This window comes from Streptomyces sp. NPDC048643 (assembly GCF_040650615.1).
Taxonomy (GTDB): Bacteria; Actinomycetota; Actinomycetes; order Streptomycetales; family Streptomycetaceae; genus Streptomyces.
Window position 1 is genome coordinate 39161 of sequence record NZ_JBEZHO010000019.1, and the last position, 21339, is coordinate 60499.

Genomic DNA, 21339 nt, shown 5'->3' on the forward strand with positions numbered 1-21339 from the left:
GTGGCATACCGCACGATGGGCACATACGGCCACAGTGCCGTCACACGACGACAGGAGGTTCGTCATGGCCAGCTCGTCCGCAGCCGCCGCCCGCCGGCGCCGCGCCACCGGCCCTGCCCCCTCACTGACCGGCCCCGCCGGCGACGTGCACCCCGTGCTCCGCCGGGCCACCGCGCCACCCGCCGCTCTCGACCTGCTCGCCCAGGCCCGCGCCGGCCTCGACGAGGCGACAGCGCTGGAGACATCGAACGAGCGCTATGCGACTGCCCACTTGGCGGCACTTCGAACAGCCGCCGCCGTACTCGCCGCCCGCGGCCGCCCGGAGCCCACGTCCCGCCGCAGGGCCCGCATCCGCAGCGCCTGGGAGGTCCTCCCGGAGATCGCACCCGAACTGACCGAGTGGAGCGCGCTGTTCGCCTCGGGGGCGACCCGCCGCGCCCGCGCCGAGGCGGGCATACGGGGAGCGGCCACCACGCGCGACGCCGACGATCTGATACGCGACGTCGCCATGTTCCTGCGTCTCGTCGAGCGCATGCTCGTCCTGCAACCCGTGCTGCCCCAGCCCCGGCAGGACCAGGAGGGCGAGCCGGGGGAGGGGCGGGAGTGGGGGAACCGGAGGGGCCGCGGGGATCAGGTGGGCACCTGATCCGCGTCCGATCGGCACTCGATCCGCCTCCGATCCGCGTCCGCCGGGCACGGGATCGGCACCCGGTCCTCACGCGGTCCGGCGCGCGTGAGACGGGGGATCGGCCACGGCGGCGGAGGCAATAAGGTGGAGGCGCCTGCTGCCTCCCGCCGGGGGGCCCGAAGATCGCTCCGCCGTTCACGAGGCGGCGCCGCGCCGAGGAGTCAACTGCCGTGTCGGACCCGATGCGCCCCCGCGCTTCTCTCCGTACCGCCGTGGTCTGGGAGGTCCTCAAGGACGCTCTCGACCGCCGGGTCAAGGCCGCCGGGCGGGAGTCGCTCGACGTCCTGGACACCGGAGGCGGCAGCGGCAACTTCGCCGTTCCCGTCGCCCGCCTCGGCCACCGGGTCACCGTCGTCGACCCGAGCCCGAACGCGCTCTTCGCACTGGAGCGCCGCGCCGCCGAGGCCGGCGTGGACGACCGGGTGCAGGGCGTCCAGGGCGACGCGCACGGACTCTTCGACGTGGTCGAGCGCGGCGGCTACGACGCGGTGCTGTGCCACGGCGTCCTGGAGTACGTGGACAGTCCGGCCGAAGGCGTCCGCAACGTGGTGGACGCCCTGCGGCCGGAGGGCGTCCTCAGCCTCCTCGCCGCCGGGCTGGGCGGCGCCGTGCTCTCCCGGGCCCTCGCCGGCCACTTCAAGGAGGCGCGACACGCCCTCGATGACCCGGACGGACGCTGGGGTGAGGGTGATCCTGTTCCGCACCGTTTCACCGCCGACCAGCTCACCGCTCTGGTCACCGGCGCGGGCCTGCACGTGGCCGCCGTGCACGGGGTCCGGGTCTTCGCGGACCTGGTGCCGGGAGTCCTGGTGGACACCGAGCCGGGCGCGCTGGAGGCGCTTCTGAAGCTGGAGGCCGCGGCGGCCGAACTCGCCGCCTTCCACTCCGTGGCCACGCAGCTGCATGTGCTCGGTGAGGCCCGCGGGGCCGTCGAGGGCTGAGTGGCTCCCGCGGTGCGCCGCTGATCAGGGGCTCGGCGTCAGATGGAGTACGCCACAGACCACCCGATCGTGTGCTCGGCGCCGTATGATCGAGGGAGACCGTCCGGCATGACGGACCGTTCGCTGGGGAATGCACGCCTCAGTGGATCGGGGTGCCATGGCGGGTTCCGGTTGGCGGATTGGCGTAGAGGGGCGGGTTTCACGGGGGCGATTCCCTGCCTATCCTGAAGGGGACCCCCGGTCGCCCCGGCGACTGCACGATGAGGAGGACTCCGTGCCGCTCTCGGAGCACGAGCAGCGAATGCTCGAGCAGATGGAGCGAGCGCTGTACGCCGAAGATCCCAAGTTCGCGACAGCGCTTGAGGGAAGCGGGCTGCGTACGTATACCCGGCGACGGGTCTACCAGGCGGTCGCGGGCTTCCTGGTGGGTATCGCGCTCCTCATGGCTGGAATGGTCGCAGTTCAGATCTGGCTGAGCGTGGTGGGCTTCCTCGTCATGCTGGGCTGCGCGGTGCTCGCCGTCACCGGCTGGCGCAAAGCTCCCAAGCCGGGTGAACAGCCGACCGCTGCGGGTTCGCCCGCCGCTCGCCGTCAGGGCCGGCAACGCCGGTCCGTGATGGATCGGATCGAACAGCGCTGGCAGCGTCGTCGCGACGAACAGGGCGGTCAGTAGACCTCCGGTGTCGTAGCCGAAGACCTTGTGCGTGAGGGGGCGTCCACCCGACCGGGTGGACGCCCCCTCAGCCATGCGTTCAGGGCACCTCTACGTCCGCTGCCCGGGATCGCGGGGCGCGTGCTCATGGCAGGGCCGGGGGCCACAGCGGTTCGCCGTTGGTGACGCCCGACCCTGCGGGCCTACGGCCCGCGGCCGTGGGGCCCCCGGCAGAACTGAGCCCGGCCGCGAGCGTGCGAGCTCTGCGGCCGGGCCCGGTCTCGCTCAGGGGTTCTGGCCCGACGGGCGCGGGCGACGGAGGAGGGTGTCCAGGCGGGCCGACAGGTGGGTTCTGAACGTCGTCCAGGCTGTCGCCGTGGACCAGGCCACCCGGACGGCGGAACGCGGGGCGAGGAGAGCGCGCAGCCGGGCGGGACGGCTCGCGGAGGCTCTCAAGGCCCCCTCGATCCGGCGCGCGTCGTCCGCGAGACCCGCCACCGGTCGGGGACGCGGAGCGTAGAGCACCTGCTCCACCGCCGCGGCCAGCCGGTACGCCGAGGCCGAGGCCTCCGGTCCGAACTCGCCCAGCCGGACGATCCGCTCGGCGGCCTTTCTCGGGGTCTGCGACTCCTCCGGCGCGATCCCGTAGTCCCACGCCGTGTCCGTCACCTCCAGCCAGGCAGCCAGCGTGTACGCCGGCGCGTCGGCCTCGGTGCGGCCGTGACCGCCGAGCCGGACGGCACGGACCCTCGTCCGCCAGAGCATCGGCAGCAGCGGCACACCCAGGACGAGAAGGCCGGCCAGGGTCAGTCCGAGGATCTTGAACCAGGGCCAGTCGTCGTCGTGCGGGCCGACCGCCACGGCGGAGGACTCGCTCGGGCAGGCCTGGAGCTTGCGCAGCTGCGTCGAGCAGCTCTCGCTCGCCGACGGGGCCGTGGAGGGTGCCGCGGACGCCGAGTCGGACGGCCTCGGCACCACCGGCAGGTCGTTGCCCGGGGTGTCCGACTGCGTGTACGCCGGTACCGTGCCCCGGCTGGGGGTCGGCTCGAAGCGGGTCCAGCCCACACCCTCGAAGTACAGCTCGGGCCAGGCGTGCGCGTCCCGCAGCCCCACCGACATCGATCCGTCGGCCTGCGGGGTGCCCGGGGTGAAGCCGACCGCCACGCGGGCCGGGATCCCCAGCGTCCGTGCCATCGCGGCCATCGCGAAGGAGAAGTGGACGCAGAAGCCCTCCTTCTCCTTGAGGAACCGCGCGATCGCGGCGGAGCCGCTGCCGGCTTGCACCTGGGTGTCGTACCGGAAATTGCCGCTGACGGCGAAGTAGTCCTGGAGCTTGACCGCTTGCTCGTAGTGGTTGGCCGAGCCCCGGGTGACCTTGCGGGCCGTGTTCGCGACGACCGCGGGCAACGACTCCGGCACCTTCGTGAACTCGCGCTTCAGGGAGCTCGGAGGCTCCGGCGCGTCGGCCAGCTGCTGCGCCGTCGGCTGCACCATCAGGCTGGTCACCTGGTACTGCACACCGCGGGTGTTCTGGCCGTGGTCACCGACGAGGGTGCGCCCCACCGGCTCGTACCGCCAGGAGCCGCTGATGTCGACCTTGCTCGCCGGGTAGGGCATCGGAAGCCAGTCCTGCCCGTACCACTCGGCGGCCGAGATGCGGGTCTGGATCGCGGACCGCCGGACGTCGCCGGCGAGACCGATCGGCGCCGGGAACGTCTTCGGCACCTCCTGGATGTGCCGTTGGGCCGGCTTCCAGGCGGTGCCGTCGAAGTCGTCCAGCGAGACGATCCGCAGATACAGGTCCTGCGTCTCGTTCGTGTTCGTGCGGTACGTCATGACCGTGCGGTCCTCGTCCACGTTCAGACTGTCGCGGAGCGAGACCAGCGGGTTCACGGCGGAGATGGTGCCGCCGCCTCCGCGGCCGTTGCCCACGCCCCGACCCGTGCCGTCCAGCAGACCGCCCTCCAGGGAGGGCAGGGCGAGCGGCACGACCAGGGCGATGCCCAGCGCGACCGCGCCGATCCGCCGCCCGGTCCTGACGGGTGCGACGGCACCGGTGGCGAGGTCCGGGCCGGGCGCGCGGGCGGCGCCGCCGAAGACGCGGCCCCACTGCGAGAGCCGGTCGCGGCCCTCGGCCAGCAGAAGCATGAGGTAGCCGGCCGCCGCGAGCAGGAACCACAGCCAGGCCGCGCCGCCACCGGCGAGACCGGCGGCGACCGAGTACAGCGCGAGGAGCGGCAGTCCGGCGGGCGCGGCGCTGCGATAGGTCACCGCGAGGGCGTCCACCGCGAGTCCGATCACCAGGACACCGCCGACCAGCATCAGCCGGATGCCGTCGGACAGCGGGGCCGGGATCGAGTACCTGCCGACGTCGTCGGTGCCCGCCTGGAGCAGGGCTCCGAGGTGCTGGAACGCCTCCGGTCCGGGCACGATCAGGGCGACGGCCTGCTGACGGGCGAAGACCAGGGTCAGCAGCATCAGCGTCACCAGCGCCTGCGCGGCCACGGTCAGCGGCCGGGCCAGCGGAACCCGCCGGGTCAGCGCGCCCACACCGCTCTGGACGGTCAGCAGGAACGCGGCCTGGAAGAGCCAGGTCGCCGGGTCCACCAGCGGCAGCAGCGCGCAGGAGGCCATCAGTGTGGCCGCGGTCGCGCACACTGCCAGTCGGGCCCGCCCGCTCATATGCCACCACCCCCCGTGGTAGTCCCCGTCGACACCATGTGCGTACGCAGGCGGTCCGCCTCCCGCCACAGCTCAGCGAGGGTCACCCCCCGCGGCACCGTGACGGCGGTCCAGCCCGCATCGCGCAGCATGCGCAGCCTGTCCTCGCTCCTGTCCAACGGGCCGGACACGTCGGACGGTTCCCGCACCCAGGACTCACTGTCCAGCAGGAACGCGACGGCTCCGCCGCTGCGCTGGCGCATCTTGCCCAGCACCGAGGCCTGTTCCTCGTCGAGATCCCCGAGGAAGGCGATCAGCAGCCCCTCGTTCCCGCCGCGCAGCACGTCGTACGCGGGGGACAGGCCCGTACCGTCCGAGTGGTCGATCACGGCGAGCGTGTCCATCATCATCCCGGCGGCGTCCGCGGACTCCTGGCTGGCGCCCGTGAACCCCTCCGCCCCCTCGCCGGGGACGGAGCTGCCGGTGTCCGTCAACAGCCGCACGGAGAAGCCCCGTTCGAGCATGTGCACCAGCGTCGATGCCGCGCCCGAGACAGCCCACTCGAAGGCCGAGTCGGGGCCCGCGCCCCGGAAGGCGACGCCCCGGGTGTCGAGCAGCACGGTGCAGCGGGAGCGCTGGGGCTGCTCCTCGCGGCGGACCATCAGCTCGCCGTAGCGCGCGGTGAGCCGCCAGTGCACGCGGCGCAGGTCGTCGCCGTAGCGGTACCCGCGCGGGATGATGTCGTCCTCGCCGGCGAGCGCCAGCGACCGCTGCCGTCCGTCGCCGTACCCCTTGGCCTCGCCGGTCAGCCGCACCGGCGGCAGCGCCTCCACGCGGGGGATGACCGTCAGGGTGTCGTACGTCGAGAAGGAGCGGGTCAGCTCGCACATCCCGAACGGGTCCGTCAGGCGCAGTTGCAGCGGACCCAGCGGGTACCGGCCGCGCAGGTCCGAGCGCACCCGGTAGGACACCTCGCGACGGCCGCCCGCCTCCACCCGGTCCAGCACGAACCGGGGGCGGGGACCGAGCACGTACGGCACGCGGTCCTGGAGCATCAGCAGTCCCGTCGAGAGCCGCGAGACGTTCTCCATGCGGAGATGGACGCGGGCCTCCGAGCCGGCGGGCACGCGCCCGGGGGAGAGCCTGCGGCTGCCGGCGACCCGGTAGCGGGTGCGGTACAGCACGGTCGCGCAGACCAGCGGCAGCACCGCGAGGAGCAGGCCGACCCGGAGCAGGTCGCTCTGCCCGAGGACGTAGGCGCAGATCGCGGCGGCCACTCCGGCGGCCAGGAAGGACCGCCCGCGTGTGGTGAGCCCGGCGAGCGCGGTGCGCAGCCCGCCCTTGTCCTCCTCGGCGGTGTGCTCCGTGCCCCCGTGGCTCATCACAGCCTCCGGGGCGGCTGCTGGCCGAATGCGGGTGCCCCCCGGCCCATCGTGAGACCGGACTGCTGATGGGGCGCGGCGGGCACCGCGGTGTGCTGGAGGATCTCCTGTACGACCTGCTCGGCCGTGCGGCGGTTCAGCTGCGCCTGGGCCGTGGGCAGCAGGCGGTGCGCCAGGACCGCGACGGCGAGCGCCTGCACGTCGTCCGGCAGGGCGAAGTCACGGCCGCTGAGGGCGGCGGACGCCTTCGCGGCGCGCAGCAGGTGCAGCGTCGCACGCGGCGAGGCGCCGAGTCTGAGGTCCGGATGGACGCGGGTGGCGGCCACCAGGTCCACCGCGTACCGCCGGACGGGGTCGGCGACGTGCACCGTGCGGACCGCGTCGATCAGCTTGACGATGTCGTGCGCGTGGGCGACGGGCTGGAGGTCGTCCAGCGGGTTCACCCCGCCGTGCACGTCCAGCATCTGCAGTTCGGCCTCGGCGCTCGGGTAGCCGATGGAGACACGGGCCATGAAGCGGTCGCGCTGAGCCTCCGGGAGGGGGTAGGTGCCCTCCATCTCGACCGGGTTCTGGGTGGCGACCACCATGAACGGGCTGGGCAGTTCGTAGGTCTGCCCGTCGATGGTGACCTGCCGCTCCTCCATCGACTCCAGGAGCGCGGACTGCGTCTTGGGCGAGGCGCGGTTGATCTCGTCGCCGATCACGATCTGCGCGAAGATCGCGCCCGGCTTGAACTCGAAGTCACGCCGCTGCTGGTCCCAGATGGAGACACCGGTGATGTCCGAGGGGAGCAGGTCGGGTGTGAACTGAATACGCCGCACCGAGCAGTCGATGGACCGTGCCAGCGCCTTGGCCAGCATGGTCTTGCCGACGCCGGGGACATCCTCGATCAGGAGATGTCCCTCGGCGAGCAGCACGGTCAGCGAAAGCCGTACGACCTCAGGCTTGCCTTCGATCACTCCTTCCACCGAACTGCGGACACGCTCCGCAGTGGCGGTCAGATCAGTGAGGCTCGCTCGATCGTCATAGGTCGTCACCCGGCCCTCCTCGGCCCTTTCACGGGCCGACGCCCTGTGCGGACCGGCCCACCCCGAAACACGGACACCACGCGCGAACAGTTCCGCGTGACGCCACACCCGCATTCTTGTTGCCGTTACCGGTTCGTGTCACTCGCCTGTGGACAACTGGCCGCGATATGTCAGCTCTTACGGTCCTTTGGGCACCGTGAGGCCGGGGTTTTTCGTGAAGAGAGGGTCCCACGCGGTGACGACCGTGGCGACCTGGGGCTTCGCGGGCCGAGGGTCAGGCGGGGTCGATCTCGCGGAGCAGGCCCGTGGTGACGTCGAAGACGAAGCCGCGCACGTCGTCGGTGTGCACCAGGAACGGGGAGGTGCGCACGCGCTGCATCGACTGGCGTACGTCCTGTTCGACGTCGCGGAAGGCCTCGACCGCCCACGCGGGGCGCTGGCCGACCTCCATCTCCAGGTCGTGCCGGAACTCCTCGGTGAGGGACTCCAGGCCGCAGCCGGTGTGGTGGATGAGGACCACGCTGCGGGTGCCGAGCGCCCGCTGGCTGATGGTGAGGGAGCGGATCACGTCGTCGGTGACCACGCCGCCCGCGTTGCGGATGGTGTGGCAGTCACCGAGTTCCAGGCCGAGCGCGGCGTGCAGGTCGAGCCGGGCGTCCATGCACGCGACCACGGCGACGTGCAGCACGGGGCGGGCGTCCATCCCCGGGTCGGTGAACGCGGCGGCGTACTGCCCGTTCGCGTCCACGAGACGGTCCGTGACGGTGCGGTCCGCGGCTATGGCGCCTTCGGGTTCGGTGGGAACGGATGCAGAGGTCGTCATAGGCACGACGTTACTGGTCACGCGGGGAGTAGTCCTGCTGTAGGAGGGGACAAAGAACGCCATCGCGGCTTGTTGTGAGCTAATCCACACGGGCGGTGACGACCCGCCCGTACGGGTGGTTCATGCCGATTTGCGGCTTCGTTTCGAGTGGCGTCCGCGACGCGCAGGCCGGTTGATTGACCGCGCGACACCGTGGACTAAAGTGACGCGAAGCGGGAGGCGAGGCTCTCCCCGCTGGACTGATTTCCCTGGAAACCCGGCGACTTTCCGGCGTTTCCCCACGTGCGCGGCGCGTACGTACGGCTCGGCCTCCTCCCGCTCCCGGTCGGCTGACGCCTCTCATCCGGCGCCAGCAGGCCTCCCCTTCCCGAGCGGGTGGGGACCCGGCGGTGCGTATCGCCGCGCCGGACCTGAGAGGGCCCGGAATGCAAGGGCGCGAAGCGCTTCCGACCGAGGACGGCAGCGAGCGACCGGAGGGACGGAGCCGGCACGTCCCGGTCATGCTCCGACGGTGTCTGGACATGCTCGCCCCGGCCCTCACCGAGCCCGGAGCCGTGGTCGTCGACTGCACGCTCGGCCTCGGCGGTCACAGCGAGGCACTCCTCACCCGGTTCCCCGACGTACGGCTCGTGGCCCTGGACCGCGACAAGGAGGCGCTGCGCCTCTCCGGGGAACGCCTCGCCCCCTTCGGTGACCGGGCCTCCCTGGTGCACGCCGTCTACGACGAACTCCCCGACGTGCTGGACCGCCTGGACATCCCGCGCGTCCAGGGCGTCCTGTTCGACCTCGGCGTCTCCTCCATGCAGCTCGACGAGGCGGACCGCGGGTTCGCGTACGCGCAGGACGCGCCGCTCGACATGCGCATGGACCAGACGACCGGCATGAGCGCCGCCGAGGTCCTCAACACCTACCCGCCCGGCGAACTCGTGCGGATCCTGCGCGCGTACGGCGAGGAGAAGCAGGCCAAGCGGATCGTCTCGTCCGTCGTGCGCGAGCGCGAGAAGGAGCCGTTCACCAACAGCGCCCGCCTCGTCGAGCTGATCCGCGACGCGCTGCCCCAGGCGGCCAAGCGCACCGGCGGCAACCCCGCCAAGCGGACCTTCCAGGCGCTGCGCATCGAGGTCAACGGCGAACTGAGCGTCCTGGAACGGGCCGTCCCCGCGGCGGTGAAGACGCTCGCCGTCGGCGGCCGCATCGCCGTGCTGTCGTACCACTCGCTGGAGGACCGGCTCGTCAAGCAGGTGTTCGCGGCCGGCGCCGCCAACACCGCGCCGCCCGGCCTGCCCGTCGTGCCCGAGCGGTACCAGCCCCGGCTCAAGCTCCTCACCCGCGGTGCCGAACTTCCCACCGAGGAAGAGGTCGCCGAGAACCGGCGAGCGGCACCCGCCCGGCTGCGGGGAGCGCAACGCATCCGTGAGGACGCCGCCGAGTGAGGCGCGGGGAGAAGGAGGGCGCGTGAGCGGAAAACCCGAACTCAAGGGGAGGGCCGCCCGGCTCGCACGGCTGCTGCCGGCCGGCGCCGGACAGGCCGCCCGCACCCCCTTCGTCCTGCTGGTCGTCCTGCTGCTCGGCGGCGGCCTCATCGGACTCCTCGTCCTGAACTCGGCGCTCAGCGAGGGCGCGTTCCGCCTCGACGACCTCCAGAAGGACACCAAGAGCCTGACCGACGAGGAACAGGCACTGCAGCGCGACGTGGACGCCTACTCCGCTCCCGACGCCCTCCAGCGCCGCGCCCGCGAACTCGGCATGGTCCCCGGCGGCGATCCGGCCTTCCTCAACCCCGACGGCACGGTCCTCGGCGTCCCCGGATCCGCCGCCCGGCAGTCCGCCGCGCGGACGCCGGTGACCCCGCCGCCCGAGGTCCTCGCCCCGGTCCCGGCCGCACCGGCGACCCCCGCCGCGACGCCCGCCCCCGGGCAGTCCTCCCCGGGCCCGCTCACCACCCGGGCCCCCGCCCCGTCCACACAGCCCTCCACGATCCCCGGCAGGTGACGGAAGTGTCCGACAGGGAACCGCCCCGCCGCCGTGTGCCCGGCCCCGCCCGGCCCGTACGTCCCGGCGGCGGGCGCCGACCGGGCCCCGGCGGCAGACCCGTGCGCCGGCCGGCCTCGCGCCGCCCCGCGGGCCCGCGCGTCATCCGGCTCGGCAGCCCGCGCCCCCGGCTGCGCATGGTGAGCCTCGCGCTGACGCTGGTGATGATCGCGTTCGTCGTACGGCTCCTCCAGGTCCAGGCCGTGGACGCGAGCACCTACGCGGCCAAGGCCGAGCAGAACCGGTACGTCGGGCGCACGCTGGCCGCCGTGCGCGGCGGGATCACCGACCGCGACGGCATCGAACTGGCCACGAGCGTCGACGCGTACGACATCACCGCGGACCCGACGATGTTCACGCAGGCGGCCACCAAGGTGACCGACGCGCCCGAGCAGGCCGCGGCGCTGCTCGGCCCGATCATCGGCCAGGACACCGACACCGTGGCCAAGAAGCTGCGCGCGAAGAACACCCGCTACACGCTCCTCGCGCACCGCCGCACCCCGCAGGTCTGGCAGCAGATCAAGGACCTGAAGAGCACCCTCGCGACCAAGGCGGAGACCGACAAGGGCACCGTCAACGTCCTCGCGGGCGTCCTCGCGGTCCCGGCCAGCAAGCGCGTGTACCCCAACGGAGAGCTCGCCGCCGGGATACTGGGCTGGGTCAACGCCGACGGCAAGGGCGGCGGCGGCGTCGAGCAGCAGCTCAACAAGGAGCTGTCCGGCAAGGACGGCAAGATCCGCTACGCCCAGTCCGGCGGCCGTCAGGTGCCGACCGTGGGCTCCACCGAGACGCCCGCCGTGGCCGGCTCCGACGTCGAGCTGACCATCGACCGGGACATCCAGTGGGCCGCGCAGGACGCCATCACCGAGCAGGTGAAGAAGTCCAGGGCGGACCGCGGCTACGTGATAGTGCAGGACACCCGGACCGGTCAGGTCCTCGCCATGGCCAACTCGCCCGGCTTCGACCCCAACGACCTCACCCAGGCCAACGCGGCGGCGATGGGCAACGCGGCCCTCCAGGACGCGTACGAACCCGGCTCCACCGCCAAGTTGATGTCGATGGCCGCCGTCCTGGAGGAGAACGCGGCGACGCCGACCACGCATGTCGTGGTGCCCAACCGGCTGCACCGCGGCGATCGGCTCTTCCAGGACGACATCGACCATGCCACCTGGTACCTGACGCTCAACGGCGTCCTCGCCAAGTCCAGCAACATCGGCACCATCCTGGCGACCGGTCAGCTCGGCAAGACGCAGAAGCAGGCCAACCGGGTCCTCTACTCGTATCTGCGCAAGTTCGGCATCGGCAGCCACACCGGGCTCGGCTTCCCCGGCGAGACGGCGGGCATCCTCGCGCCCCCGGACACCTGGTCGACCTCGCAGCAGTTCACGATTCCCTTCGGCCAGGGCGTCTCGATCAACGCGATGCAGGCCGCGTCCGTCTACTCGACGATCGCCAACGGCGGCGTCCGGATCGAGCCGACGCTGGTGCGCGGCGCGAAGGGCCCCGACGGGCGCTTCACCCCCGCCGCCGAGCCCAGGAAGACCAGGGTCGTCAGCGAGAAGACGGCGAAGACCCTCGCCCAGATGCTGGAGTCCGTGGTGGACGACGAGCAGGGCACCGGCATCAAGGCGCGCATCCCCGGGTACCGGGTCGCGGGCAAGACGGGTACGGCCAACCGCGTGGATCCCGCCACCGGCAAGTACCACGGCTACACCTCGTCGTTCGCCGGGTTCGCCCCCGCGGACAAGCCCCGCATCACCGTGTACTGCGCGATCCAGAACGCCACCAGGGGCAGCTACTTCGGCGGTCAGATCTGCGGACCCGTCTACAAGCAGGTCATGGAGTTCGCGCTGAAGACCCTCCAGGTCCCGCCCACCGGCGCCCAGGCCGCCCGACTGCCCGTCACCTACACGCCGTGACCGCCCCCGACCGCACACCCTGATCAGCCCCCACGCACAACGGACCAGGAACCACTCGTGACAACGATCACCCCGGACCCCGGGAACCGCTCCTCATCGCAGGACCCGCCCCCGCCCTCGCTTCGCCCCGGCGGGGGTGCGCCCGGTACGCTCACCGCCGTGCCAACCGCTGATCAGTCCCAAACCACCCAGAAGGGCGTTCCTGTGACATATCCGGGGCCGCCGCGACCGGTTCACGTCTCCGCCACACGCCTCGGAGAACTGGCCGATCAGTTGGGCGCCGAGAAGCCGGGGAGCGAGCCGGAGGTCACGGGCATCACCCACGACTCCCGCGCGGTGCGCCCCGGTGACGTGTACGCCGCCCTGCCCGGCGCGCGTCTGCACGGCGCCGACTTCGTGACCCAGGCGGCCGGCCTCGGTGCCGTCGCCGTCCTCACCGACCCGACCGGCGCCGAACGCGCCGCGGCCACCGGTCTGCCGGTCCTCGTCGTCGAGGACCCGCGCGGATCGATGGGTGAGCTGGCGGCCGCCATCTACGGCCACCCGGGGCGCGATCTCCTGCAGATCGGCATCACGGGCACCTCCGGCAAGACCACGACCGCCTACCTGGTCGAGGGCGGCCTGAAGACCGTCCGCTCCACCGGGCTCATCGGCACGGTCGAGATGCGCATCGGTGACGAGCGCATCAAGTCGGAGCGCACCACGCCCGAAGCCACCGACCTCCAGGCCCTGTTCGCCGTCATGCGTGAGCGCGGGGTGGACTCGGTCGCGATGGAGGTCTCCAGCCACGCGCTGGTCCTCGGCCGCGTCGACGGCTGCGTCTTCGACATCGCCGTCTTCAACAACCTGAGCCCGGAACACATGGAGTTCCACTCCGGCATGGAGGACTACTTCCAGGCCAAGGCCCAGCTGTTCACGCCGGAGCGCAGCAGGCTCGGCGTGGTCAACCTCGACGACGAGTACGGCCGCCGGCTCACCGTGGAGGCCGGCGTCCCCGTCGTCACCTTCTCCGCCGAGGGCCACCCGGACGCCGACTGGCGCGCCGAGGACGTCGAAGTCGGCCCGATGGACTCGACGTTCACCGCGGTCGGCCCCAAGGGCGAGCGGATCACCGCGCGCTCGCCGCTCGCCGGCCCCTTCAACGTGGCGAACACCCTCGCCGCGATCGTCGCCCTCGCCGTCGCGGGGATCGACCCGCAGACCGCCGCGGACGGCGTCGCCGCCGTGCCGGGCGTCCCGGGCCGCCTGGAGCGGATCGACGAGGGCCAGCCGTATCTCGCCGTCGTCGACTACGCGCACAAGACGGACGCCGTCGAATCGGTGCTGCGCGCCCTGCGCAAGGTGACCGAGGGCGAGCTGCACGTGGTGCTCGGCTGCGGCGGCGACCGGGACAGGACCAAGCGGATGCCGATGGGCGCGGCCGTGGCCCGGCTCGCCGACACCGCAGTCCTGACCTCGGACAACCCCCGCTCCGAGGACCCCCTCGCCATCCTCGCCACGATGCTCGCGGGCGCCGCCGAGGTGCCGGCGCACGAGCGCGGCGAGGTCCAGGTCTTCGAGGACCGGGCCGCCGCCATCGCCGCGGCCGTAGCGCGAGCAAAGCCGGGCGACACCGTGCTGATCGCGGGCAAGGGACACGAGCAGGGCCAGGACATCGCCGGGGTGGTGCGTCCCTTCGACGACCGCCAGGTGCTTCGCGAAGCTATCCAGCAGACCCAGGGATGAACTTGTGATCGCCCTCTCTCTCGCCGAGATCGCAGCAGTCGTCGGCGGGCAGACGTACGACATACCGGATCCGGCGGTACAGGTCACCGGACCGGTCGTCAGGGACTCCCGTGAAGTGGAGCCCGGCAGCCTCTTCGTCGCCTTCGTCGGCGAACGCGTGGACGGCCACGACTTCGCCGAGGCGGTGGTCGGAGCCGGCGCGGTCGCCCTCCTGGCGTCCCGCCCCGTCGGCGTGCCCGCCATCGTGGTCGACGACGTGCAGGCCGCGCTCGGCGCCCTCGCCCGCCATGTCGTGGAGCGCCTCGGCGCGACCCTCGTCGCCCTCACCGGCTCCGCGGGCAAGACCAGCACCAAGGACCTGATCGCCCAGGTGCTGCGGACCAAGGCACCGACCGTCTTCACGCCCGGCTCCCTGAACAACGAGATCGGACTGCCCCTCACCGCGCTCAGCGCCACCGAGGAAACGCGGTTCCTCGTCCTGGAGATGGGCGCCCGCGGCATCGGGCACATCCGCTACCTCACCGGACTCACCCCGCCGAAGATCGGTCTCGTCCTCAACGTCGGCACCGCCCACATCGGCGAGTTCGGCGGCCGCGAACAGATCGCGCAAGCAAAGGGCGAGATGGTCGAGGGCCTTCCCGAGGAAGGCGCCGCGATCCTCAACGCCGACGATCCCCTCGTCCGCGCGATGGCGTCCCGCACGAAGGCGCGCGTGATCCTCTTCGGAGAGTCCGACGAAGCGGACGTACGGGCCGAGAACGTCCGCCTCACGGAGAACGGACAGCCCGCCTTCAGCCTTCGCACACCCTCCGGGTGCAGTGATGTGACCATGCGCCTGTACGGTGAGCACCACGTGTCGAACGCGCTCGCCGCGGCCGCCGTCGCCCATGAGCTGGGCATGTCCGCAGACGAGATCGCCCGTGCGCTCTCCGAGGCGGGCTCCCTCTCCCGCTGGCGGATGGAGGTCACCGAGCGTCCGGACGGCGTGACGGTCGTCAACGACGCCTACAACGCGAACCCCGAGTCCATGCGAGCCGCCCTGCGCGCGCTCGCGTCGATGGGCAAGGGGAGGCGGACCTGGGCGGTGCTCGGTCAGATGGCCGAGCTCGGGGACGAGGCGCTCGCCGAGCACGACGCGGTCGGACGGCTTGCCGTCCGGCTCAATGTCGGCAAGCTCGTCGCGGTCGGGGGCAGGGAAGCGTCCTGGCTGCAACTGGGCGCATATAACGAGGGTTCGTGGGGTGAGGAGTCGGTGCACGTGTCCGACGCACAGGCGGCTGTCGACCTGTTGCGCAGCGAGCTGCGCCCGGGAGACGTCGTACTCGTGAAGGCGTCCAGGTCCGTCGGGCTGGAACGGGTGGCGCTGGCGCTGCTCTCCGACGGCGCCGAGGGTGAGGTTTCCGCCCGATGATGAAGCAGATCCTGTTCGCGGGAGTCATTGGCCTGTTCCTGACTCTGGTCGGCACTCCGCTGCTGATCAAGCTGCTGGCCCGCAAGGGCTACGGCCAGTACATCCGCGACGACGGCCCGCGCGAGCACGCCAGCAAGCGCGGTACGCCGACCATGGGTGGTATCGCCTTCATCCTCGCGACGATCATCGCGTACTTCCTGTCGAAGGTGATCACGGGCTACACGCCCACGTTCTCCGGTCTGCTGGTGCTCGGCCTGATGGCGGGCATGGGCCTGGTCGGGTTCCTGGACGACTACATCAAGATCATCAAGCGGCGTTCGCTGGGCCTGCGGGCCAAGGCGAAGATGGCCGGACAGCTGATCGTCGGCATCAGCTTCGCGGTGCTGGCCCTGATGTTCGCCGACAACCGCGGCAACACCCCGGCCTCCACGAAGCTCTCCTTCGTCCAGGACTTCGGCTGGTCCATCGGACCGGTGCTGTTCGTGGTCTGGGCGCTGTTCATGATCCTCGCCATGTCGAACGGCGTGAACCTGACGGACGGTCTGGACGGCCTCGCCACCGGCGCCGCGACGATGGTCTTCGGTGCCTACACCTTCATCGGCGTCTGGCAGTTCCAGGAGTCCTGCGCCAACGCGGCGACCCTGACCAACCCCGGCGCCTGCTACGAGGTACGCGATCCGCTCGACCTCGCGGTCGTCGCCTCCGCCCTCATGGGCGCCTGCTTCGGCTTCCTGTGGTGGAACACCTCGCCCGCCAAGATCTTCATGGGCGACACCGGTTCGCTGGCCCTCGGCGGCGCGCTCGCCGGTCTCGCGATCTGCTCCCGCACGGAGATCCTGGTCGCCCTGCTCGGCGGCCTCTTCGTCCTCATCACCATGTCGGTGGTCATCCAGGTCGGCTCCTTCAAACTGACCGGGAAGCGCGTCTTCCGCATGGCGCCACTGCAACACCACTTCGAACTCAAGGGGTGGTCCGAAGTCCTTGTCGTGGTCCGCTTCTGGATCATCCAGGGCATGTGCGTGATCGTCGGACTCGGCCTCTTCTACGCAGGATGGGCAGCCAAGAAGTGACCAACTGGCAGGGCAGGAACGTCACCGTCGCCGGCCTCGGCGTCTCGGGCATCCCGGCGGCCAGGGTCCTGCACGGCCTCGGCGCGGTCGTCACCGTCGTCAACGACGGCGACGACGACCGGGCCCGGGCGCAGGCCGCGGAACTGGAGGCGCTCGGCGTCACCGTGCGCCTCGGTGACGGCGCGACCCTGCCCGAGGGCACCGACCTCGTCGTGACCGCGCCCGGCTGGCAGCCCGGCAAGCCGCTGTTCGCCGCGGCCGCCGCGGCGGGCGTCCCCGTCTGGGGCGACGTCGAACTCGCCTGGCGGCTGCGGGACCTGGACGGCCGGGAGCCCGCACCCTGGCTCGCCGTCACCGGCACCAACGGCAAGACCACCACCGTCCAGATGCTCGCCTCCATCCTGAAGGCGGCGGGCCTGCGCACGGCCGCGGTCGGCAACATCGGTGTCTCCCTGCTCGACGCGGTCCTCGGCGAGGAGAAGTACGACGTCCTCGCCGTCGAACTCTCCAGCTACCAGCTGCACTGGGCGCCCTCGCTGCGCGCCCACTCCGCCGTGGTGCTCAACCTCGCGCCGGACCACCTCGACTGGCACGGCTCCATGGAGGCGTACGCCGCCGACAAGGGCCGCGTGTACGAGGGCAATCGGGTCGCCTGCGTCTACAACGTGGCCGACAAGGCCACCGAGGACCTGGTGCGCGAGGCGGACGTCGAGGAGGGCTGCCGGGCGATCGGCTTCACCCTCGGCGCGCCCGGACCCTCCCAACTCGGCGTCGTCGACGGCATCCTGGTCGACCGCGCCTTCGTCGAGAACCGGCAGAAGAACGCGCAGGAGCTGGCCGAGGTCTCCGACGTCCGGCCGCCCGCCCCGCACAACGTCGCCAACGCCCTTGCCGCGGCGGCCCTGGCACGCGCCTACGGGGTGCCCGCCCGGGCCGTACGCGACGGACTGCGGGACTTCACCCCCGACGCCCACCGCATCGCGCACGTCGCCGACGTGGACGAGGTCGCCTACGTCGACGACTCCAAGGCGACCAACACGCATGCCGCGGAAGCCTCCTTGGCGGCCTACGAGTCGATCGTGTGGATCGCCGGCGGGCTCGCCAAGGGCGCGACCTTCGACGAGCTCGTCGCCAAGTCGGCCAAGCGGCTCCGCGGCGCCGTCCTGATCGGAGCGGACCGCGCCCTGATCCGCGAAGCCCTGGCGCGACACGCCCCGGAAGTACCCGTCGTCGACCTCGACCGGACCGACACTGGGGCGATGCTCGCGGCTGTCCAGGAGGCCAAGGGGCTCGCCGAGCCCGGGGACACGGTGCTGTTGGCGCCGGCCTGTGCGTCCATGGACATGTTCGCCAACTACAACAAGCGCGGTGACGCGTTCGCGGAGGCGGTTCGCGAACTCGGCGCCTGACCCGGCCGGCTCGCCGGGCGAACCTGGGAGGGACGGACGCGTGACATCGCTGTGGCCCGGAGACGCCGATGCCGACTAGCCGTACCGGACGACCTCCCGTGCAGCGGGCGGCCCGGCGACCCGCCCTCGCCCGCACCCCCCACGACAATCCCGCGGGCCGGTTCGTCACCCGTGCCCGCAGGGCCTGGGACCGGCCCCTGACCGCGTACTACCTGATCCTCGGCGGCAGCCTGCTGATCACCGTGCTGGGCCTCGTGATGGTCTACTCGGCCTCGCAGATCACCGCGCTCCAGCTGTCGTTGCCCGGGTCGTACTTCTTCCGCAAGCAGTTCCTGGCCGCCGTGATCGGCGGGGTGCTCATGCTGGTCGCCTCGCGGATGCCGGTGAAACTGCACCGGGCCCTGGCCTACCCGATGCTGGCGGGCGCCGTCTTCCTGATGGCCCTGGTCCAGGTGCCCGGGATAGGGGTCGAGATCAACGGCAACCAGAACTGGATCTCCCTCGGCGGCTCCTTCCAGATCCAGCCCAGCGAGTTCGGCAAGCTCGCGCTCGTCCTGTGGGGCGCCGACCTGCTCGCCCGCAAGCAGGACAAGCGGCTGCTGACCCAGTGGAAGCACATGCTGGTGCCGCTCGTGCCCGCCGCCTTCATGCTGCTCGGCCTGATCATGCTCGGCGGGGACATGGGCACGGCGATCATCCTCACGGCCATCCTGTTCGGCCTGCTGTGGCTGGCCGGAGCGCCCACGCGGCTGTTCGTCGGTGTGCTCTCCGTCGCCCTCGCCATCGGCTTCATCCTCATCAAGACGAGCCCCAACCGCATGTCCCGGCTGGGGTGCATCGGCGCCACCGAACCGGGCCCGCACGACACCTGCTGGCAGGCCGTGCACGGCATCTACGCCCTCGCCTCCGGCGGCTTCTTCGGCTCCGGCCTCGGAGCCAGTGTGGAGAAATGGGGCCAACTGCCCGAAGCGCACACCGACTTCATCTTCGCCATCACCGGGGAGGAACTGGGCCTCGCGGGGACGCTGTCGGTCCTCGCCCTCTTCGCGGCTCTAGGCTATGCGGGTATCCGCGTGGCCGGACGCACGGAGGACCCCTTCGTGAGGTATGCCGCGGGAGGCGTGACCACCTGGATCACGGCCCAGGCCGTGATCAACGTCGGTGCGGTGCTCGGTCTGCTGCCGATCGCCGGTGTCCCGCTCCCGCTGTTCTCCTACGGGGGTTCCGCCCTGCTGCCGACCATGTTCGCCGTCGGGCTCCTGATCGCCTTCGCGCGTGACGATCCCGCCGCGCGGGCGGCCCTCGCCATGCGGCAACCCCGCTTTGGCAGAAAGCGGGCTGCGGTGAGAGGCTCCGCGGGGGCCGCGGGGCCCCGGAGATGGAACACGATGCGACGGCGTGCCTCGGCGGCGCGTTCGTCCGGAGAGCGGTGAATTTCGGTGCATGTCGTACTCGCCGGCGGGGGGACCGCCGGCCACATCGAGCCCGCGCTCGCCCTCGCGGATGCCCTGCGGAGGCAGGACCCGACCGTGGGGATCACGGCCCTGGGCACGGAACGCGGACTTGAGACCCGACTGGTACCCGAGCGTGGCTACGAACTCGCGCTCATTCCCGCCGTACCGCTGCCGCGCAAGCCCACCCCCGAACTGATCACGGTCCCCGGCCGGCTGCGCGGCACGATCAAGGCCGTCGAGCAGATCATGGAGCGCACCAAGGCGGACGCGGTCGTCGGCTTCGGCGGCTACGTGGCCCTGCCCGGCTACCTGGCGGCCAAGCGCCTCGGCGTGCCGATCATCATCCACGAGGCCAACGCGCGCCCCGGGCTGGCGAACAAGATCGGCTCGCGCTACGCGGCCCAGGTCGCCGTCTCCACGCCCGACAGCAAGCTCCGCGGCGCCAGGTACATCGGCATCCCGCTGCGCCGCTCGATCGCCACCCTCGACCGTGCCGCGGTACGGCCCGAGGCGCGCGCCGCGTTCGGGCTCGACCCGAACCTGCCCACGCTCCTCGTGTCGGGCGGCTCGCAGGGTGCCCGCCGCCTCAACGAGGTGGTGCAGCAGGCCGCTCCGTACCTCCAGCAGGCGGGAATCCAGATCCTGCACGCGGTCGGCCCGAAGAACGAACTGCCGCAGGTGCACCAGATGCCGGGGATGCCCCCGTACATCCCGGTACCGTACGTGGACCGGATGGATCTCGCGTACGCCGCGGCCGACATGATGCTCTGCCGTGCGGGCGCGATGACCGTCGCCGAACTCTCCGCCGTCGGGCTCCCCGCCGCCTACGTCCCGCTGCCCATCGGCAACGGCGAACAGCGGCTGAACGCCCAGCCGGTGGTCAAGGCCGGCGGCGGACTGCTGGTCGACGACGCGGAACTGACCCCGCAGTGGGTGCAGCAGAACGTGCTGCCCGTGCTCGCCGACCCGCACCGGCTGTACGAGATGTCCCGCGCCGCCAGCGAGTTCGGCCGCCGGGACGCGGACGACCTGCTCGTCGGCATGGTGTACGAGGCGATCGCCTCGCGCCACCGCTAGGACCGCATGAGGGAAGGCAGGGAGCGTGGCCGGACCGACGACCGCCGAGCGCGGTGAACGGCAGAAGCTGGAATCCGGCCCGCCCCGGCCGCCCTTCCTCGGGCGGCTCCGCCGCCCTCATAGGCTCATCATCCTTATCCTCGCCCTGGTGTTGGCCGGCGCCGCGACGCTGTGGATTCTGTACGGTTCGCCCTGGTTGCGCCTGGAGCGCGTATCGGCCTCCGGCACACGCGTCCTGACACCCGAACAGGTACGGAAAGCAGCCGACGTTCCGGTCGGGTCCCCGCTGATCTCCGTCGACACGGGCACGATCGAAGCGCGACTGCGCCGGAAACTGCCACGGATCGACTCGGTTGACGTCGTCCGGTCCTGGCCGCACGGAATCAGCCTGAACGTCACCGAGCGGACCCCGGTCCTGCTGATCGAAAAGGGCGCAAACTTCATCGAAGTGGACGACGAGGGCGTGCGATTCGCCACCGTTTCCGACGCCCCGAAGAACGTGCCCTCGCTGGAATTGGCCGTGTCCCGCCCCGAGTCGCTGCGTCGCTTCCCCGCCGACCGGCTGGTGCGCGCGGCGGTCCGGATCGCCGGTGACATTCCGTCGGCCGTCGCCCGCGACACCCGCGCGGTCAAGGTCCGTTCCTACGACTCCGCGTCGCTGCAGTTGAAGGACGGCCGGAGCGTGGAGTGGGGCAGCGGCGAGAACGGCCGGGCGAAGGCCAGAACACTCACCGCTCTCATGAAAGCCTCTCCGAAGGCCCGGCACTTCGACGTGAGTGCTCCCACCGCCCCTGCCTCGTCGGGGAGTTGACGCACATCTGTGCAGGCCAGCACCCTGGTTGGGCAGCGACATGGCTGATCACATAGGGTGAAAAGAAAAACGGGAGGTTCGGCGTGTTCGTTGAACGTGCGCCACTTGTCGACTTAGTGTCCTGTTCGGAAGAGTCCAAGGAACAGACACACTGGTAACCCTAAACTTCAGCGTTAGGGTTCGGGTCGGCGTTCGGACCGTCCCATTCGGCATCAGTCGTCGGATCGCGAACACCGCGAGGCGACGACACGTAACTC

The 21339-nt window shown here is 71.4% G+C and carries 17 protein-coding genes; 13 read left to right on the forward strand and 4 right to left on the reverse strand.

Annotated features, from left to right (window positions below; all coding sequences use genetic code 11):
- Positions 1-64 precede the first annotated feature (64 nt).
- The 3 genes from AB0C62_RS20385 (at position 65) to AB0C62_RS20395 (ending at position 2302) form a co-directional block, all read left to right on the forward strand.
- Positions 65-646: an SAV_6107 family HEPN domain-containing protein gene (locus AB0C62_RS20385; protein WP_362975011.1), complete on the forward strand. Its 582-nt coding sequence runs from the start codon at positions 65-67 to the stop codon at positions 644-646.
- A gap of 212 nt (positions 647-858) precedes the next feature.
- Entirely contained in the window at positions 859-1629 is a 771-nt protein-coding gene (locus AB0C62_RS20390) for a methyltransferase (RefSeq protein ID WP_362975013.1), read from the forward strand.
- Positions 1630-1903: 274 nt separating this feature from the next.
- Positions 1904-2302 carry a DUF3040 domain-containing protein gene (locus AB0C62_RS20395; protein WP_355870708.1) on the forward strand — a complete coding sequence of 133 codons (399 nt, stop codon included), beginning with the start codon at positions 1904-1906 and terminating at the stop codon, positions 2300-2302.
- A 264-nt stretch (positions 2303-2566) separates the two neighbouring features.
- On the opposite strand, the gene AB0C62_RS20400 is transcribed toward AB0C62_RS20395, so the two are convergent.
- The 4 genes from AB0C62_RS20400 to AB0C62_RS20415 form a co-directional block, all read right to left on the reverse strand.
- Entirely contained in the window at positions 2567-4963 is a 2397-nt protein-coding gene (locus AB0C62_RS20400; protein WP_362975015.1) for a DUF3488 and transglutaminase-like domain-containing protein, read from the reverse strand.
- Positions 4960-6324 carry a DUF58 domain-containing protein gene (locus AB0C62_RS20405; protein WP_362975017.1) on the reverse strand — a complete coding sequence of 455 codons (1365 nt, stop codon included), beginning with the start codon at positions 6322-6324 and terminating at the stop codon, positions 4960-4962. The genes AB0C62_RS20400 and AB0C62_RS20405 overlap by 4 nt, the downstream gene beginning before the upstream one ends.
- The gene (locus tag AB0C62_RS20410) at positions 6324-7361 is read right to left on the reverse strand and encodes a MoxR family ATPase (RefSeq protein WP_362975019.1); all 1038 of its coding nucleotides are present in this window, start codon (positions 7359-7361) and stop codon (positions 6324-6326) included. Before AB0C62_RS20410 ends, AB0C62_RS20405 begins: the two co-directional genes overlap by 1 nt.
- 265 nt (positions 7362-7626) lie before the next feature.
- Positions 7627-8175 (reverse strand): carbonic anhydrase, encoded by a 549-nt coding sequence (locus AB0C62_RS20415; protein WP_356165617.1) that lies wholly within the window; start codon positions 8173-8175, stop codon positions 7627-7629.
- Positions 8176-8600: 425 nt separating this feature from the next.
- Between AB0C62_RS20415 and rsmH the strand changes: the two genes are divergently transcribed.
- The 10 genes from rsmH (at position 8601) to AB0C62_RS20465 (ending at position 21082) form a co-directional block, all read left to right on the forward strand.
- Positions 8601-9608, forward strand: coding sequence for a 16S rRNA (cytosine(1402)-N(4))-methyltransferase RsmH (gene rsmH / locus AB0C62_RS20420; protein WP_362975022.1), 1008 nt, complete (start codon positions 8601-8603; stop codon positions 9606-9608).
- 22 nt (positions 9609-9630) lie between these two features.
- Positions 9631-10167 carry a hypothetical protein gene (locus tag AB0C62_RS20425; RefSeq protein WP_362975024.1) on the forward strand — a complete coding sequence of 179 codons (537 nt, stop codon included), beginning with the start codon at positions 9631-9633 and terminating at the stop codon, positions 10165-10167.
- 5 nt (positions 10168-10172) lie between these two features.
- Positions 10173-12125: a penicillin-binding protein 2 gene (locus AB0C62_RS20430; RefSeq protein ID WP_362975026.1), complete on the forward strand. Its 1953-nt coding sequence runs from the start codon at positions 10173-10175 to the stop codon at positions 12123-12125.
- A 57-nt stretch (positions 12126-12182) separates the two neighbouring features.
- Positions 12183-13850, forward strand: coding sequence for a UDP-N-acetylmuramoyl-L-alanyl-D-glutamate--2,6-diaminopimelate ligase (locus tag AB0C62_RS20435; RefSeq protein WP_362975028.1), 1668 nt, complete (start codon positions 12183-12185; stop codon positions 13848-13850).
- Positions 13851-13854: 4 nt separating this feature from the next.
- Positions 13855-15261, forward strand: a complete 1407-nt coding sequence (murF, locus tag AB0C62_RS20440) for a UDP-N-acetylmuramoyl-tripeptide--D-alanyl-D-alanine ligase (protein WP_362975030.1) — start codon at positions 13855-13857, stop codon at positions 15259-15261.
- Complete coding sequence (gene mraY / locus AB0C62_RS20445) at positions 15258-16331, forward strand: phospho-N-acetylmuramoyl-pentapeptide-transferase (protein ID WP_081216736.1); 1074 nt, start codon at positions 15258-15260, stop codon at positions 16329-16331. Before murF ends, mraY begins: the two co-directional genes overlap by 4 nt.
- On the forward strand, positions 16313-17740 hold the full coding sequence (gene murD, locus AB0C62_RS20450; RefSeq protein ID WP_362975032.1) for a UDP-N-acetylmuramoyl-L-alanine--D-glutamate ligase: 1428 nt from the start codon (positions 16313-16315) through the stop codon (positions 17738-17740). Before mraY ends, murD begins: the two co-directional genes overlap by 19 nt.
- A gap of 68 nt (positions 17741-17808) precedes the next feature.
- Entirely contained in the window at positions 17809-19173 is a 1365-nt protein-coding gene (gene ftsW / locus AB0C62_RS20455; protein ID WP_362975034.1) for a putative lipid II flippase FtsW, read from the forward strand.
- Positions 19174-19179: 6 nt separating this feature from the next.
- Complete coding sequence (gene murG, locus AB0C62_RS20460) at positions 19180-20271, forward strand: undecaprenyldiphospho-muramoylpentapeptide beta-N-acetylglucosaminyltransferase (RefSeq protein ID WP_081216733.1); 1092 nt, start codon at positions 19180-19182, stop codon at positions 20269-20271.
- A 25-nt stretch (positions 20272-20296) separates the two neighbouring features.
- Positions 20297-21082: an FtsQ-type POTRA domain-containing protein gene (locus AB0C62_RS20465; protein ID WP_362975036.1), complete on the forward strand. Its 786-nt coding sequence runs from the start codon at positions 20297-20299 to the stop codon at positions 21080-21082.
- The last annotated feature ends 257 nt before the right edge of the window (positions 21083-21339 follow it).